At 33.8% G+C, this 14,853-nt stretch carries 14 protein-coding genes; 11 read left to right on the top strand and 3 right to left on the bottom strand.

The window, feature by feature from the left end; genetic code table 11:
• Nucleotides 1-31 precede the first annotated feature (31 nt).
• The 7 genes from B9N79_RS20830 to B9N79_RS20800 all read left to right on the top strand — a co-directional run bounded on the left by B9N79_RS20830 (nucleotide 32) and on the right by B9N79_RS20800 (nucleotide 5,622).
• Nucleotides 32-514 (top strand): DUF2975 domain-containing protein, encoded by a 483-nt coding sequence (locus B9N79_RS20830; RefSeq protein ID WP_040058054.1) that lies wholly within the window; start codon nucleotides 32-34, stop codon nucleotides 512-514.
• A 10-nt stretch (nucleotides 515-524) separates the two neighbouring features.
• Nucleotides 525-746: a helix-turn-helix domain-containing protein gene (locus B9N79_RS20825; protein WP_019390732.1), complete on the top strand. Its 222-nt coding sequence runs from the start codon at nucleotides 525-527 to the stop codon at nucleotides 744-746.
• A gap of 135 nt (nucleotides 747-881) precedes the next feature.
• Nucleotides 882-1,646, top strand: a complete 765-nt coding sequence (locus tag B9N79_RS20820; protein WP_085118902.1) for a DUF817 domain-containing protein — start codon at nucleotides 882-884, stop codon at nucleotides 1,644-1,646.
• A 476-nt stretch (nucleotides 1,647-2,122) separates the two neighbouring features.
• Nucleotides 2,123-2,605: a CBO0543 family protein gene (locus B9N79_RS20815; protein ID WP_040058052.1), complete on the top strand. Its 483-nt coding sequence runs from the start codon at nucleotides 2,123-2,125 to the stop codon at nucleotides 2,603-2,605.
• 3 nt (nucleotides 2,606-2,608) lie between these two features.
• The gene (locus B9N79_RS20810; protein ID WP_048896750.1) at nucleotides 2,609-3,079 is read left to right on the top strand and encodes a CBO0543 family protein; all 471 of its coding nucleotides are present in this window, start codon (nucleotides 2,609-2,611) and stop codon (nucleotides 3,077-3,079) included.
• Between the two features lie 110 nt (nucleotides 3,080-3,189).
• Entirely contained in the window at nucleotides 3,190-4,203 is a 1,014-nt protein-coding gene (locus B9N79_RS20805) for a DUF3231 family protein (RefSeq protein ID WP_040058051.1), read from the top strand.
• A 315-nt stretch (nucleotides 4,204-4,518) separates the two neighbouring features.
• A complete protein-coding gene (locus tag B9N79_RS20800) occupies nucleotides 4,519-5,622 on the top strand; it encodes a GerAB/ArcD/ProY family transporter (protein ID WP_040058050.1) in 1,104 nt (367 codons plus the stop codon).
• A 470-nt stretch (nucleotides 5,623-6,092) separates the two neighbouring features.
• Here the strand turns inward: B9N79_RS20800 and B9N79_RS20795 are convergent, their stop codons facing one another.
• A complete protein-coding gene (locus tag B9N79_RS20795; RefSeq protein ID WP_040058049.1) occupies nucleotides 6,093-7,430 on the bottom strand; it encodes an aminotransferase-like domain-containing protein in 1,338 nt (445 codons plus the stop codon).
• Nucleotides 7,431-7,547: 117 nt separating this feature from the next.
• Between B9N79_RS20795 and B9N79_RS20790 the strand changes: the two genes are divergently transcribed.
• From B9N79_RS20790 to B9N79_RS20775, 4 genes are all read left to right on the top strand, one after another.
• Nucleotides 7,548-8,468: a DMT family transporter gene (locus tag B9N79_RS20790; protein ID WP_046217027.1), complete on the top strand. Its 921-nt coding sequence runs from the start codon at nucleotides 7,548-7,550 to the stop codon at nucleotides 8,466-8,468.
• A 631-nt stretch (nucleotides 8,469-9,099) separates the two neighbouring features.
• Nucleotides 9,100-10,131, top strand: coding sequence for a DUF418 domain-containing protein (locus B9N79_RS20785; protein ID WP_046217028.1), 1,032 nt, complete (start codon nucleotides 9,100-9,102; stop codon nucleotides 10,129-10,131).
• 38 nt (nucleotides 10,132-10,169) lie between these two features.
• Entirely contained in the window at nucleotides 10,170-10,931 is a 762-nt protein-coding gene (locus B9N79_RS20780; RefSeq protein WP_040058046.1) for an ABC transporter ATP-binding protein, read from the top strand.
• Nucleotides 10,932-10,947: 16 nt separating this feature from the next.
• Complete coding sequence (locus tag B9N79_RS20775) at nucleotides 10,948-12,804, top strand: FtsX-like permease family protein (RefSeq protein WP_048896751.1); 1,857 nt, start codon at nucleotides 10,948-10,950, stop codon at nucleotides 12,802-12,804.
• A 102-nt stretch (nucleotides 12,805-12,906) separates the two neighbouring features.
• On the opposite strand, the gene B9N79_RS20770 is transcribed toward B9N79_RS20775, so the two are convergent.
• Both B9N79_RS20770 and B9N79_RS20765 read right to left on the bottom strand, forming a co-directional pair.
• A complete protein-coding gene (locus B9N79_RS20770; protein ID WP_048896752.1) occupies nucleotides 12,907-14,178 on the bottom strand; it encodes a sensor histidine kinase in 1,272 nt (423 codons plus the stop codon).
• Nucleotides 14,151-14,846, bottom strand: a complete 696-nt coding sequence (locus B9N79_RS20765; RefSeq protein WP_040058044.1) for a response regulator transcription factor — start codon at nucleotides 14,844-14,846, stop codon at nucleotides 14,151-14,153. Before B9N79_RS20765 ends, B9N79_RS20770 begins: the two co-directional genes overlap by 28 nt.
• Nucleotides 14,847-14,853: the final 7 nt, after the last annotated feature.

Below are 14,853 nucleotides of genomic sequence, written 5' to 3'. Positions count from 1 at the left end.
AAGTTGATACTAAATAAGTGAGGTGCTTTTTATGAACAAAGGAACAACCTTCTTTTTAAAGATAGCTGTTATTCTCATGGGAATTCCAGTTCTTGCTTTATGCATATTTTTAGTGCCTGAGGTAGGGAGCTATGCAGCAGAGTTGTACCCAGATATGGCGTATATAAAATATCTTATTTTCATTGATTTGTATGCAGCGGCGATCCCTTTTTACATTGCTCTGTATCAAGCTTTTAAACTTTTAAGCTATATTGACAAGAATAAAGCGTTCTCTATAATTTCTGTAAAAGCTTTAAAGAATATAAAATACTGTGCCATCACAATCAGTATCTTATATGTGGGCGGCATGCCACTTTTATATCTCATAGCGGAGAAAGACGACGCCCCAGGTATTATATTAATTGGATTGGTGATTATTTTTGCTTCAATGGTAATTGGGGTCTTTGCTGCTGTTCTTCAAAAACTATTAAAAGAAGCGATTGATATAAAATCAGAAAATGACTTAACGGTCTGAGGTGAACACAATGGCAATTATAATCAATATCGATGTGATGCTGGCTAAAAGGAAAATGAGCGTTACGGAACTTTCGGAGAGGGTTGGAATAACGATGGCTAATCTTTCTATATTGAAAAATGGAAAGGCAAAGGCAGTTCGATTATCAACTTTAGAGGCGATTTGCAAAGCATTAGAATGTCAACCAGGAGATCTTCTAGAATACAGACGTGATGAAGATACCCAAGATTAATAAAGTAGGAATATGTAACATAGAGAGGAAGAGAAAGTTATTCAGGGGTGAACTTATGTATATAACCCTAAATCTATTCAGCTACACTAAGCAGGACTTCCATATATTTAGAAAAAAACTTTGGGGAACAGAATCATGAGGGCACTAAAACAACTCGTTCGTTTTGGTTGGGAGCAGGCCCTCTCATGTTTGTTTCCTGTCGTTATTTTTGCCTCTTTGGCTTTTACACAAATCCTGCCAATATCTTTCCTGCCGCGATATGACTGGCTGCTCATCATCTGTCTTCTGATGCAGTGGTGGATGGTGCGTTCTGGGCTTGAAACACAGGATGAACTAAAGGTTATCACATTGTTTCACCTTATTGGACTCTTTCTTGAACTTTTTAAGGTACATATGGGTTCCTGGTCTTACCCAGAGGAAGGATATTCTAAAATTTTTGGAGTACCTTTGTATAGCGGATTCATGTACGCAAGTGTAGCGAGTTATCTTTGCCAGGCGTGGAGGAGATTTAAGGTTGAACTGATTAAATGGCCATCATTTTTGGTAGTTGTACCTCTTGCAGCGGCAATTTATTTGAACTTTTTCACCCACCATTATTGGATTGATATTCGTTGGTGGTTATCTGGACTTGTTATTATCGTCTTTTGGCAATCATGGGTCACATACGAAGTGAATGGAACTCGTTACCGTATGCCAATCGCCCTTTCTTTTGCGCTCATCGGTTTTTTTATATGGATAGCCGAAAATATCGCAACGTTCTTTGGAGCATGGGAATACCCAAATCAAACTGATGCATGGAGCCTCGTACATCTAGGAAAGGTGAGTTCATGGCTCTTATTAGTGATTGTTAGCTTTCTTATAGTAGCGACGTTAAAGCAGGTTAAGGGAGAAACCTATTAGGATAGATACTAGTTAATTTTTATGCTGTTAAGAACTCTCTTTTAAAAAGTCAAATCCTTAGCATAATAAGGCATTGGGTTTTTGGAAGTTGAAGTTCCTCTAGTGGATAAAATTGCGAATAAGATAAACTGAAAAAAGCAACGTTAGAATTGTTGCTTTTTTCTTTATAAATAGCTTTCCAAAATGCATTTAGTAGGGGGGGGTGAAAATATTTACTTAACCTATAGGGGGAGTTTATTTAAGTTTTTTATCGAGTACATTTATAGAGTAACAAAAAAAGAAAAGGCACAGAACTTTTAAGCGATACGGGAGCCGCGCCTCTCTAACTTTCCCAAAGATGTTTTATGTAAATTGAAAATACATAATCTATCCATTTTCTAACTCACTAAGTTATGTCTTAGTGAGTTTTTGTATGGGGAAATTTATAAACAGAAGAAAAATGGGGATATTATTAAAGTCTTGAAAGGAGACTTTAATTGTTTATAGATCGGTGGATATTATTAAGTTCTTTATTTATCGGAGTATTTTTAATATGGAAGTTTGTGCCGCGTGAGAAAGCAAGGGAAGCTTGGATTATAGCTTTATTTCTTCAAACCATCACATGGGTATCTGGCCTTTTTGTAGTACAAATGAAGTGGATTAGCTATCCTGTAGCATTATTACCAAGAGTAAATGAAATAAATAAGACAAGTTTTAATTTTGAATTTTTTTTATTTCCCGTATTAGCTATTTTATTTAGCCTAAATTATCCTACTTATCAGCCTTTATGGTTGCGATTCTTTTACTATACATTCATTATTGGCATTTTCACTTTTATAGAAGTTTTATTAGAATGGAAAACCAACCTTGTTGAGTATGATGAATGGAAATGGTATTGGACTTTCATTACGGTATGGATTTCTTTATTTCTCAACCATCAATATTATTCTTGGTATAAGAAGAAGTGGTTAAAGGAGTAAATGATGAAAAAAGAAGTTGTCATTTTAGCAATTTCATGGCTACTAGTTATTATTTTGTATATCGGTAAAGTCCCCCGTGACGTAAAAGGAAAAGCTCACATCTCGTTCTTATTTGCTCAAACTTTATCATGGATATATATTTTTTATTCCGTCTATTTTAAACGTATTGAATTTCCCTTTAGAGAATTTCCTTATGCAACAAAGCTTAGTTTTTCATTGCATTATATGATTTATCCAGCTTTCGCAATGTTTTTTGAGTTAACATATCCAAAGTCTAAAAGTGTAGCACGAATTATTCTTCATTATGTGCTTTTTGCGGGGATGACAGAATTATATGCTTTTTTGATAGGGCATTATACAGAGCTAGCAAAACCACTTAAATGGGGATATCTAAATATTATGATTTATGCTGTTTTACTATTAATTACTCATCATTTTGTAAGTTGGTTTGAAGCAGGAAAAAGATACAACTAATAAATAAAGGCTAAGGGAGATTATCTCTTGGCTTTCGTCATAATAATTTAGATTCAACCTGTAAATAATATACATATCCTGAACAATTATTCTCTGGAGGTACCTAAATTATGACGACACATCCTACTCAGCTAACTTCAGCTGAAATAGCTTGTATTTGGACGAACTATATGCAAGATAGTATGTCCGCATGTGTATTATCTTATTTCTTACAAACGATAGAAGATGAAGATATACGTCCCCTTATTCAAGAGGCGTATGATGTCTCTTGTGCTCATATTAAGGAGTTAACCATATTATTTCAACAGGAACAGATTCCACTCCCGACAGGATTTACAGATAAGGATGTGAATGTGAATGCTCCTCGGTTATATACAGATGCTTTTATCCTTCAATATTTAGCTCATATGACTAGAGTAGGGATGCTTGGATATAGTGGGTTCACCTCTATGGGGGCGAGGAAAGACCTCAAAACATATTTTATAAAAGGACTGCGAGAAACATCTGATTTATTTGATAAAACGACAGATTTATTATTAGAAAAGGGGTTATATATTCGAGCACCTTATATCCCGTACCCAACCAAAACGGATTTTGTAGATAGTCACAAATATTTAAGTGGTTTTTCTCTATTCAGTAAACAACGGCCATTAAATGCTATAGAAATTTCCCATCTATACATGAATAGTGTCACTAACCATATCGGAAGTAAACTGTCTCTTAGTTTTGCCCAAGTCTCCCCTCATGAAGAAATTCAAAAATGGATGTTAAGAGGAAGAGATATTTCCCGAAAACATATGCGGATTTTCACAAGGATTCTTCTCGATAGCGATATAGAATCGCCTATTTCATCTGATGTTGCCATTACAGATGCTACAACACCGCCTTTTTCGGATAAACTGGCTATGTTTCATATGGGGATGTTAAGTGCAACAGGAACAGGAAATTACGCCACAGCAGCATCAGCTAGTCAAAGAACGGACCTCATTCTTAATTATGAACGTTTATCCTTTGAGGTGGCTCAGTATGCTAAGGATGGAGCCGATATCATGATTAAGAATAAATGGATGGAGCAGCCTCCTACAACATTAGATAAAGAGAAACTGGTAAAAAAGAAGGAATGAATCTGTAAGAAGAGTTTATGAAAGAACAAGTTCGTAAAAATATAATAATGTAAATAAGCTTTGGATATCATCTAGATTATAAAACGAGAAGAAACGACTTGAATCAGTCGTTTTCTCATTTTTAAAGATAATAAATAACTTTATAGAAGTGTTATGGCTCAACTTCATCTTATTGATGTTGTATGAAAATGATATTCACATGTTCCTGTCAGCTGTTTCAACACTCATTCCAGGTCGCTTCATTCGTTAAACAAGTATGACAGCCAAATCCTATATAAACCAATAGATATAAGCGAAGAAGGGAGTTTTTAATGAATGGAGAAAGCGAAAATAAGCGGAATTCAACTCTTTGCTATGATGTTTATCTTTGAGTTAGGAACAGCCTTGGTTGTCAGCTACGGAGGAGAGGCGGGAAAGGATGTCTGGCTTTCCATTCTCCTAGCAATGAGTGGAGGGGTTATCTTATCGTTTATCTATTATTTTTTATTTCGTCAGTATCCTAACTTACTTCTTACGGGATATACACGTGAAATATTCGGTAAATACGTTGGATGGATTGTTGGTTTGTTATACTGTGTCTACTTTTTGTATATTTGCGGGAGAAACATACGGGAATTCGGAGATTTATTAGTTTCGTCTACCTTAACAGAAACCCCCTTATTGGCAATCAATCTTACACTTGTGTTAGTGATATGCTATGTCATTCATCTAGGAGTGGAAGTAGTAGGGAGGACAGCGGAAGTATTTATTGTTATTTTACTTTTGTTAGGGGGAGCGGGGAATTTTTTTGTTCTTGTATCAGGAGATGTTGATTTTAAGCATATCCTTCCTTTTCTTGAACACGGATGGAAACCTATCTTTACTACAGCTTTTCCTCATCTACTCATTTTCCCGTTTGGTGAAATGATAGCCTTTACGGTGATCGCGCCATATTTAAATCAACCTCAATTAGTAAAGAGAGTATGGCTGACAGCCTTAATTTCAAGCGGACTTATTTTAGGATGGACGGTCATGTTAAATATATCTGTTCTTGGTGTAGAAGTGATGCAAAAGTCTACCTTTCCAACGTTAACAGCAGTTGGGAAGGTCAATCTGTTGGATTTTATTGAAAGACTTGACGCCATTGTGGTTTTTACATTATTGATTACTGTCTTTTTCAAAGCATCGGTCTATTTGTATAGTGCGATTATTGGAATTGCTGATTTATTTAAATTAAACAGGTATCATCCCATTCTTTTACCCATAGGAATTATTGTTATTTTTCTATCTCTTACAATGGCTTCTAGTTTTTCAGAACAAGGGGAAGAAGGTTTCGTTACAGAGATTATTTCTTTCGTTATGTTTGTCATTGTTCCTTCGTGTATGCTGCTAATCTCTAGTATCCGTTCGTATTTTAAAAAGAAATGGAACGAGCAATAAATTTTATATTAATGCTTTATTAAACATGAATGAAAAGAGAATTTAGCATAATAACAGGGGAACTAGAGATTTTTACATTTGGATTAGAAACATATTTAGAAGGATTTTTCTTTGTCTTATTTCGAATTATTAATCGTTATTTTTTACCCTGTTTTGTGAACTAGCCGTGCATATCGTATGTTTATTCTATTACTAATGATTAGCTTGTTTTTGCTAAAATGTTAATTCAATGATATTAAATTTTATAATAGCAATATATCCATAATAACTAACACTCAGTATCTAATTTATACACTAAATCACTTGCCTACATTTGTATGTATTACTCCAAAAACTCATTTTTTGACATCTAAAGTATAGTGTTCATCTTTGCTCTGGTTATAAAAACAACTAAACTGATTTTTTTCCATTACTATCATTATCAATATCACCCCATAACCTGGAAATGTATCATTGAATCATCTTTCTTATCAGAAGTAGTTTTTGCTATTATTTAACGCTATAGCGATTTTCTTAATTCCTTCTTCAATTTTATATTCTTCTATATTAGAAATATTCAATTTTAAAATTCTTTCATTCAAAACGCCATCTAAATAATTTCCATCAATAGGTTCTAATAAAACTTTATGTTGATTTAAATGAGAAATAAGTAAATTTAAGTTGACTCTCTTTGGTAATACAATGTGACTATGCATACAAATTTCCGAGGGGAATTGATATACAGACAAATGTTTTCTTAAAGCATGCTGAAGTATGGTTGCGCGGGCCGCATAAGTACCGCTTACTCTAGCACGATAATGATTAAACATGCCACTCTTTATATAAAGTTCCAATGCTGCTTGTGAAATCATGGAGCTGTCAATATCCGTTGTTTTTTTATATCTCTGAAAGAGAGGCGTTAATAATGGTGGTAAGACCGCAAACCCTATACGTAATCCAGGGAACATAATTTTAGAAAAACTTTTTAAATAAATCACATGATTGTGTGTATCATACGAAAATAGCGGATCTACTTTTGTATTTTGTTCAAAATCGGCTAAATAGTCATCTTCTACAATATAAACATCATATCTAGCGGCTAAAGATAGAATGGCTTCTTTTTCTTTTTTACGATAGGAAGTGCCTAAAGGACTATGAAATCGTGGCATCGTATAGAAAAATTTAATATCATGAGAACAGAAAATTTCTTCTAATTCCTCTAAATCAATTCCATTTACGGTCCTTCTAATCCCGATTACTGGTAGCTTATAGGTTTTTATAAAGTCCATATAAAGATGATAACTTGGCTGTTCAACAAGTATCGTTTTCCGATGATTAGGGAAAGGCATGAGACTAAGAATCGCCAAAGCTTGCTGAACGCCTGAAGTAACGAAAATATGATCTGAATGTGTAAATATTTGATACGTCTCTAATAGTTTTCTAGCCTCATCAATTAAGGAAGGCAAACCATTTGGGGTTCCATAATGAAATAACTCTTCTTGATACGTATCAATTGCTTTATTCATGCAATGTTGAAAGTCTTTATAAGGAAAGGCATGCCATGTTGGAGATGATGTAGCAAAATCTATAAAATCGGTAGTAGAAGGTTTATGTGGCATTTGATGATCTACTACATAGTAACCACTTTTAGGAATAGCATAAATCAAGTGTTGATCTTCTAGTTTATTGAGAGCCGTTAATATCGTACTTTTACTACAAGTAAATTGCTGAGATAAATCGCGAATAGATGGCAACTTTTCACCCGCCTGTAAATCAGCCATTTGAATTCGATCCTTTATGTTATTGTATATCGATTCGTATTTAAACATATGAGGCCTCCTTATTATCTGTATCGGTACAGATGCGTATTTATTATATCGCAAAAAGTTCTAAGATTGATTATGATGGATTTATCGATCGGATAAAAAATAGAAGGAGTAATTTGTATGACTGAAAAAAGTAAAGCTTATATTGCTGCGATAGCCTATGCATTTATTATTGGGCTATCCTTTATGTTTGTTAAAATGACTTTGGTGGTGGCTACACCACTAGACACACTTGCTCATCGCTTTACAATTGCCTTTGTTGGAGCGACGATTTTTATACAATTCACTAAAGATAAATTAAAGATACGTTGGAGAGATATCGCTAGAATCTTACCTTTAGCACTGCTATATCCAATGCTATTTTTCGCTTTTCAAATATTTGGTTTAGCTAGGACATCTTCTTCAGAAGCTGGAATTATACAAGCTACAATACCTATTTTTACATTGCTATTTGCTATTGTAATTTTGAAGGAGAGAGCAAAACGTGTTCAGCTTGTTTTTATATGTTTATCAGTGATTGGCGTCATTTACTTACTTGTGATGAATGGGACAGGAGCTAAAACAGCAAATTTAGTCGGAAGTGCACTTATTATTATTTCCTCTATTGCTTCTGCCTTATATAATGTTTTTGCAAGAAAGCTTACACAACAATATTCGTTATTAACTATAACGTATGTTATGACATTATTTGGTTTTGTCGTGTTTAATAGTATGGCAATTGGAAGTCGTATGATAGAAGGAACAATGGGTGAATTTTTTCAACCATTTTTACATGTAGACTTTGTATTAGCTATTTTATATTTAGGAATATTATCATCACTTGTTACGTCATATCTTTCAAATTTTGCTTTGTCCAAAATTGAAGCAGCCAAAATGAGTGTTTTTAGTAATGTGGCTACGCTAATTACAATTGTAGCTGGCGTTTTATTTTTACAAGAAACTTTCCACTTCTATCATTTAATTGGTGGAATTATCATTATCATTGGTGTTGTAGGGACAAATTTTGTTGGTGTAAGGGGTAAAACCAATAAAAAGGCATAGTCCCTTACACTTGTTGTGATGAAGAATTATACGATATCCATAAATGAGATAGTGAATAAGCAAGAGCTCTTCTAAAATTAATAGATGCTTAGTTAAATATTGAGGCAGATATAAAAGTGAGCAATGTACAATAGAACTATTAACCACTTATAAGAAAATTTCTATTATAATTAATCAATAAGAAATGAAAAAACTGTATAGAAAAGAAAGAGAAGGCACAGATTCCTTGTTTACCAAGAAGTTTGTGCCTATTTATTGTGATGAAGATAAATGATCGAGACTAAAAAATTATATTTTCTAAGGTGGAACAGAGATTCTAATTCATGAAAATTTTATGTAAAATCGGTGAACTTTTTATAAAGATATGTTAGAAATATACATTATTATAAAGTGTAGATGATAGAGAAGCGGGATATTGTATCTCTACTCTAAGAAAGAACGTTGCAAACCATAAGAATAAGGGTTGCAGCGTTTTTTTCTTATATAAATATGTTGTACACGAATTTAATCCATTACTCTCCTTTTTTATATCTTACAAAAATGTAAGAGACTTTGTAAGTTAAAACAATAGGTGTTTTTAATCCTGTTTTGTAAGATCAGTAAAGGAAATATTGATAAGGAGCGTTGTTGCATGGAAAGGAATACTATAAATCCAAGAATTGAGTCACTTGATTATATTCGAGGTTTTGCATTGCTGGGCATTATTTTAGTCAATATTCTTGCTCTTCTTGACATAAATATTCCAGCACCACATACACCCGATGTAAGCTATCAACGATTTTTATACTTATTTGTAGAAGGTCGCTTTTATTCCATATTTTCATTTCTATTTGGAGTAGGGTTTTATATCTTTATTACTCGCGCAAAGGAAAAAGGGAAAAATGGCTATATTCTATTTTTACGCAGAATTATTATATTGTTGGCTTTTGGAGTCATACATTCTATATTTCAGCCAGGAGAGGCATTAAAGTATTATGCTATTTGCGGTTTTATTGTGATGCCTTTCTATAAAGTGAATAAGCATATTAATTTAGCTATAGGTATAACTTTGTTAATTTGGTTCGGAGTTATGGGAGAGAAATTACTATTAACTCTTCCACTTATTTTATTAGGTCTTTCTGCTGGACAGTACAGAGTATTTGAAAACTTATCCCAAAAAACAAAGAAAGTCTTTGTCTTTACAGTAATCACATTCTTCCTAAGTTTGTTTGGGTTAGTGGTCCAATATAGTTTAATTCCCCAATCTCCTTTTCAAAATATGATTTTATATTCTGAGGATGGAGCAATGGATCAAGCTAGTGAATTTTTGAAAATGGGTGTGACAGTCGGGCCCATTATTTCAGCTTTTTACGTGGGATTACTGCTGCTCTTGTTGCAAACAAAGATGGTAAGAATATTGCTATCACCACTCAAATATTACGGCCGTATGGCGTTAACCAATTATCTTGGACAAACAGCATTTATTTTACTAGCAGGAAACTTATTATTCAAGTCTGCTTCAGCTATGACGTATATGCAATCCCTATATATATGTTTAGCTATTTACTTAATTCAAATCATTTTCAGTCTTATTTGGCTACGATTATTTAGAATGGGACCTCTTGAGTGGATTTGGAGAATTGTGACGTATTGGAAAATGGGGCCTTTCCTCATGAAAAAATGAAGGATAGCTAAATAAAAAGAAAAATTGGAGGATAAAAAATGCAAGCATCAATTGTAGACGTGAAAAATGTCAAAAAATCATATGGTAAAAAAGGTGAAAACCAATTCCTAGCCTTAAAAGGCGTGTCATTCTCGATTCAAGAAGGTGAATTTGTTGGAATTATGGGTCCTTCTGGTTCCGGAAAAACTACATTGTTAAATGTAATCTCGACATTGGATCAAGTTACAGATGGCAGTATTCAAATCGAAGGAAAAGATATTACACAAATGAAGCAAGGGGAGCTATCTGATTTCCGTTCTCAAAGGCTCGGGTTTATTTTTCAAGACTTTAATCTATTAGATAATCTATCTATATATGAAAATATCGCATTGCCTCTTTCTTTACAAGGTGTTGCTTCTCGTCACATTGGTCCTAAAGTCGAAAAAGTTGCTGAAATGCTAGGGATTTCAGCAATTTTAAAAAAGTATCCTTCAGAGATTTCTGGTGGACAAAAACAGCGTGCTGCAGCTGCAAGGGCACTTGTTCATGAACCAGCTCTCATCCTAGGAGATGAGCCAACTGGAGCTCTTGACTCTAAAAATGCCACGAGTTTATTAGAAGCAATGGCAAATTTAAATGAAGATCAAGACGTTTCCATTTTGATGGTTACACATGATCCCTTTAGTGCAAGTTACTGCAAACGTATTTTGTTTATACAAGATGGTGAATTGTATAAAGAAATCCATCGGACTGCTTCACGTGAAGTATTCTATAAAGAAATTTTAGATGTGTTAGCTAATATAGGAACACAAAAAGCATAAGAAAGAAGGTTCAAACATGTTATTTAAGCTTTCCATGTCCGGTATGAAAAATAAACTAAAAGATTATATTGTGTTACTAGCTGGACTTGTAATGTCTATTTCGATATTTTATTTATTTCAAACACTAGCATTGAACAAAGCTTTTATTGAAGGAAATTCTATCATTCAGTCTATTGGATTCGTTTTTCATACTGGTTCATTTTTATTAGCAGTTATTACGTTCTTCTATATTTTATACGCCAACTCATTCCTGCTGTCGTTACGGCAAAAGGAATTTGGAATGTATATGATGTTAGGGGCCAAAAAACATAAAATTACAATACTTATGTTTATTGAAACCATCGTTTTAGGAGTTGTCTCTCTTTTCATTGGAATTGTCTTAGGCATTGGTCTTGCACAAGGAATTGGTCAGCTACTCATGAAACAGCTAGAATTTACCGGAGGAGGATATCATGCATTTTATATCCCATCTATGACTATAACGAGTATCTTTTTCCTTATCATGTTTACCTTATCAGCTATGATGAATAGTATAAAACTTTCACGTGTAACCGTACTCCAACTTGTTCATTCAGAAATGCAAGTAGAACGTGTTTATATGAAAGGAAAGAAGAATGTTATTGGTTCATTTCTAGCATTTATTTTATTAGCTATTGGTTACACTTCTATGATCAAGATGGGTGTACTTAAAGAAGTAGGAATCATCATTGCATTAATTGCAACTACTTCAGGAACGTATCTGCTTTTTATCTCACTTCTTCCTTTCATTATTAAAAAATTGAAGAACAATAAAAAGCTGAGAGAAGAGGGGATAAATGCTTTTACATTTGCTCAGCTGAATTTTCGTGTTAATAGTTTAACAAAAGTATTAGCAACTGTAGCCATGTTAGTTGCTCTTGGAGCGGGAGCGATTTCGGCTGGGATGGCATTTAAAAATAATGTTCTACTTATGGCAAATGGTTCGGAAATATATGACATTGTCACACATAACCCAACAGCACAAGAAAATAAAATTTTAAGTCAGATTACATTTAAACAAAAATATCAATATCGTTATAAAACAGATGATAAGTATGTCTATTATCTAAAAGAAGATTTAGAAAACAATCGTCCTTTGGTGCATAGCAAGGAAGGTAGAGAAGGGTTTAATGAATTTAAGCCGGTTTCTGAAAATCTTCCTTCAGGGTCTGTTTTAGAAGATAGTATTGAAAAGAGTAACAGTTCTGTCCAAATTCCAACCAAATGGCAAGAAGCCCTCAATGGGATTGAACCTTATTATGTACATCCAGATCACAAAATTAAAATCGTAGATGAGAACATTTATGGAAAGATTCAAGGAAAAGAAGGTAGTGTTTTTATCGGAAACACAGGAGAGTTTGAATCTTATAAAGAACAATGGAAGAAACTTGATGATTTACAACTCCATAAATATCAAAATATAGACGCTGAGCAACTGAGAAGTAAATACTCAACTTATGAGATGTTTTATGGCGTTTCAAGTGGGACAGTATTTATGGGTTTCTTTTTAGGGATTGCCTTCTTAGCCATGATGGCAAGCTGTTTAATGTTTAAGATTCTTTCAGGTGCATCAAAAGATATTATGCGTTATCAGATGCTTCGAAAAATCGGAGTGCGTCAGGAATTGTTAACGAAGTCCATATATAGAGAGATATTTTTGGTTTTCTTATTTCCAGCTCTTATTGGAATTGCACACGTATTGATTGGGATGAATATTTTCTCATTTATTTTAATTAATCCTTACTTCCGTGTTTGGTTTCCAATTGTTATTTTCTTAATTATATATGCTGTATATTACTTGATTACTGTTCGATTATATAAAGGGATTGTTCTTCCGAAGAAAATTGAAGAATGAAATGGGCTAATTAGCTTCATTAAATTAAAAGCAGGGATAACTTAATCTTATTTATTATCCCTGCTTTTTTCTGTTGCCTTTTGTTCTTGTTTACGACAAGTTTTAGGTTTTCGAAAAAACAAACGTGAAAGTTGTTCCTACACCTATTTGACTTTGAACTTGAATAATTCCATTATGTCCTTCAACGATGGCCTTGCTTAACGAGAGACCAATTCCCACAGATCCAGATTTTTTGTTTTTCTTTCCTTGATAAAACCTTTTGAAAATATTTCGTATTTCATCACGTTCTATGCCGTTTCCTTGATCACGGATATGTATCTTACATAAAGTATCACTCTTTTCTAACATAATTGAAACATTTTTACCTGGTGGAGTATGCTCGATAGCGTTTTTAATGACATTCACTAATGCTTCTGTCATCCAATCTGAATCGTGTTTCAAATTATAATCTTGTGCTTCTAAAACTGTTACTTGAACTCCTTTTTGTATTGCAAGTTCTTTTAAAATGTTTACACTTCCTTCAATTGTGCGAACAAGAGAGTCATGCTTTTTCTGAAATTGAATAGCACCGATATCTAGCTTGGCGAGCTTTAAAAGACTCTGTATAAGCCAATTCATTCGTTCTAGCTGTTGCTTTCCTTGTTCTAAAAACATAAATTGCTGATCTTTTGACAGCTCTTTTTCGGTCATAATATCGTTATACATTGTTAAAGCGGCTAAAGGGGTCTTCAATTGATGAGAAATATCTGACATTAAATTTACAAGAAAACGTTTTTCCTTCTTCAACTCAGCGATGTTTTCTTGGATTACGACACGCATCCGATTAAAACTATGTAAAAGTTTTGAAATGTCGCCTTCTCGAATTTCAGGAAGTGATGAAATAGATTTTCCTTCTAATACTTGATCAGCGTAGGCTGTTAGCCCGCGAATTTTAGTATATATTCTTTTTGAGAACCAGTAGTGTATCCCTATTAAACAACCAAAAAATAATAGGAAAATGAAAATAGCACAAATCATGAACGTTTTAAAAAACTCATTTAATTTTGGGAAGAACACCATAGAAAGGTCGGATGAAATTCCGTGTTCGTGTAGAATATTCATTCCTATCCTTTTGTCATCCTCGCTCACATCTTTCGTAAGGAGGACCATTAAATCTTCTTGAAGCTCTGGATGTTGATCCAATAGTGCCCCCGTAATAGCAGCGTTTGACTCTACATATTCAGTTTTAAACTGCTGGCCAAAAAAGTAGGTTCCATACCCAATAATGACAGTAAACAGAAGTGAAAAAATAAGAAAAAACCTCCGCATACTTTTCATCTCAGGATTTTGCCATAACTCAAAGAAACTTATTCTCTTATTACTCGTTTGTTCCATTTATACCCGAGCCCCCGATGTGTCAAAATATACTCTGGATAAGCAATCTCGTCCTCAATTTTTTCACGTAATCTTTTAATATAAACCGATAATGTATTATTTTCGAAAAATCCTCCTCCGCCTTCTAGAAGTAGATCAAAGATTTTTTCCCTACTTAATATTTTTTCTGGGTTGTTCATCAATATTAGTAATAACTTGTACTCTTGTGCGGAAAGGGGAATTTCTTTGCGATCTTTTTTCAATAGCACACGTTCTATATCAAGAGTAATTGAACCGCTTTTTAAAAGATGACCAGAATCAGTTTTTCCTTTTCTTCTTAGTACGGCTCGAATACGTGAAAGTAGTTCTCTCACTCTAAAGGGCTTTGTAATATAATCATCGCCTCCAATATCTAGACCAAGTACAACATTTACTTCATCATCCATTGCAGTAAGAAAGATGATAGGGATATCAGATTGCTCCCGAATATATTTACACATTTCATAACCATTTCCATCTGGAAGTGTAACATCAAGAAGAGCTAAATCGAATGACTCCTCCTTCTCAAAGACTTCCTTACACTCTTGAACCAACTCTACATGCGTAATATCATATCCTTCTTCTTTTAGTGAAAAATCCAGCCCCAATGCGAGTGAGGCATCATCTTCTAATAATAGTATTCGTGTCATATTTCTC

It is taken from the genome of Priestia filamentosa (assembly GCF_900177535.1).
GTDB lineage: Bacteria > Bacillota > Bacilli > Bacillales > Bacillaceae_H > Bacillus_I > Bacillus_I filamentosa.
The sequence above is the reverse complement of the archived record's forward strand: the minus strand, read 5'-3'. Positions and strand labels throughout refer to the sequence as shown.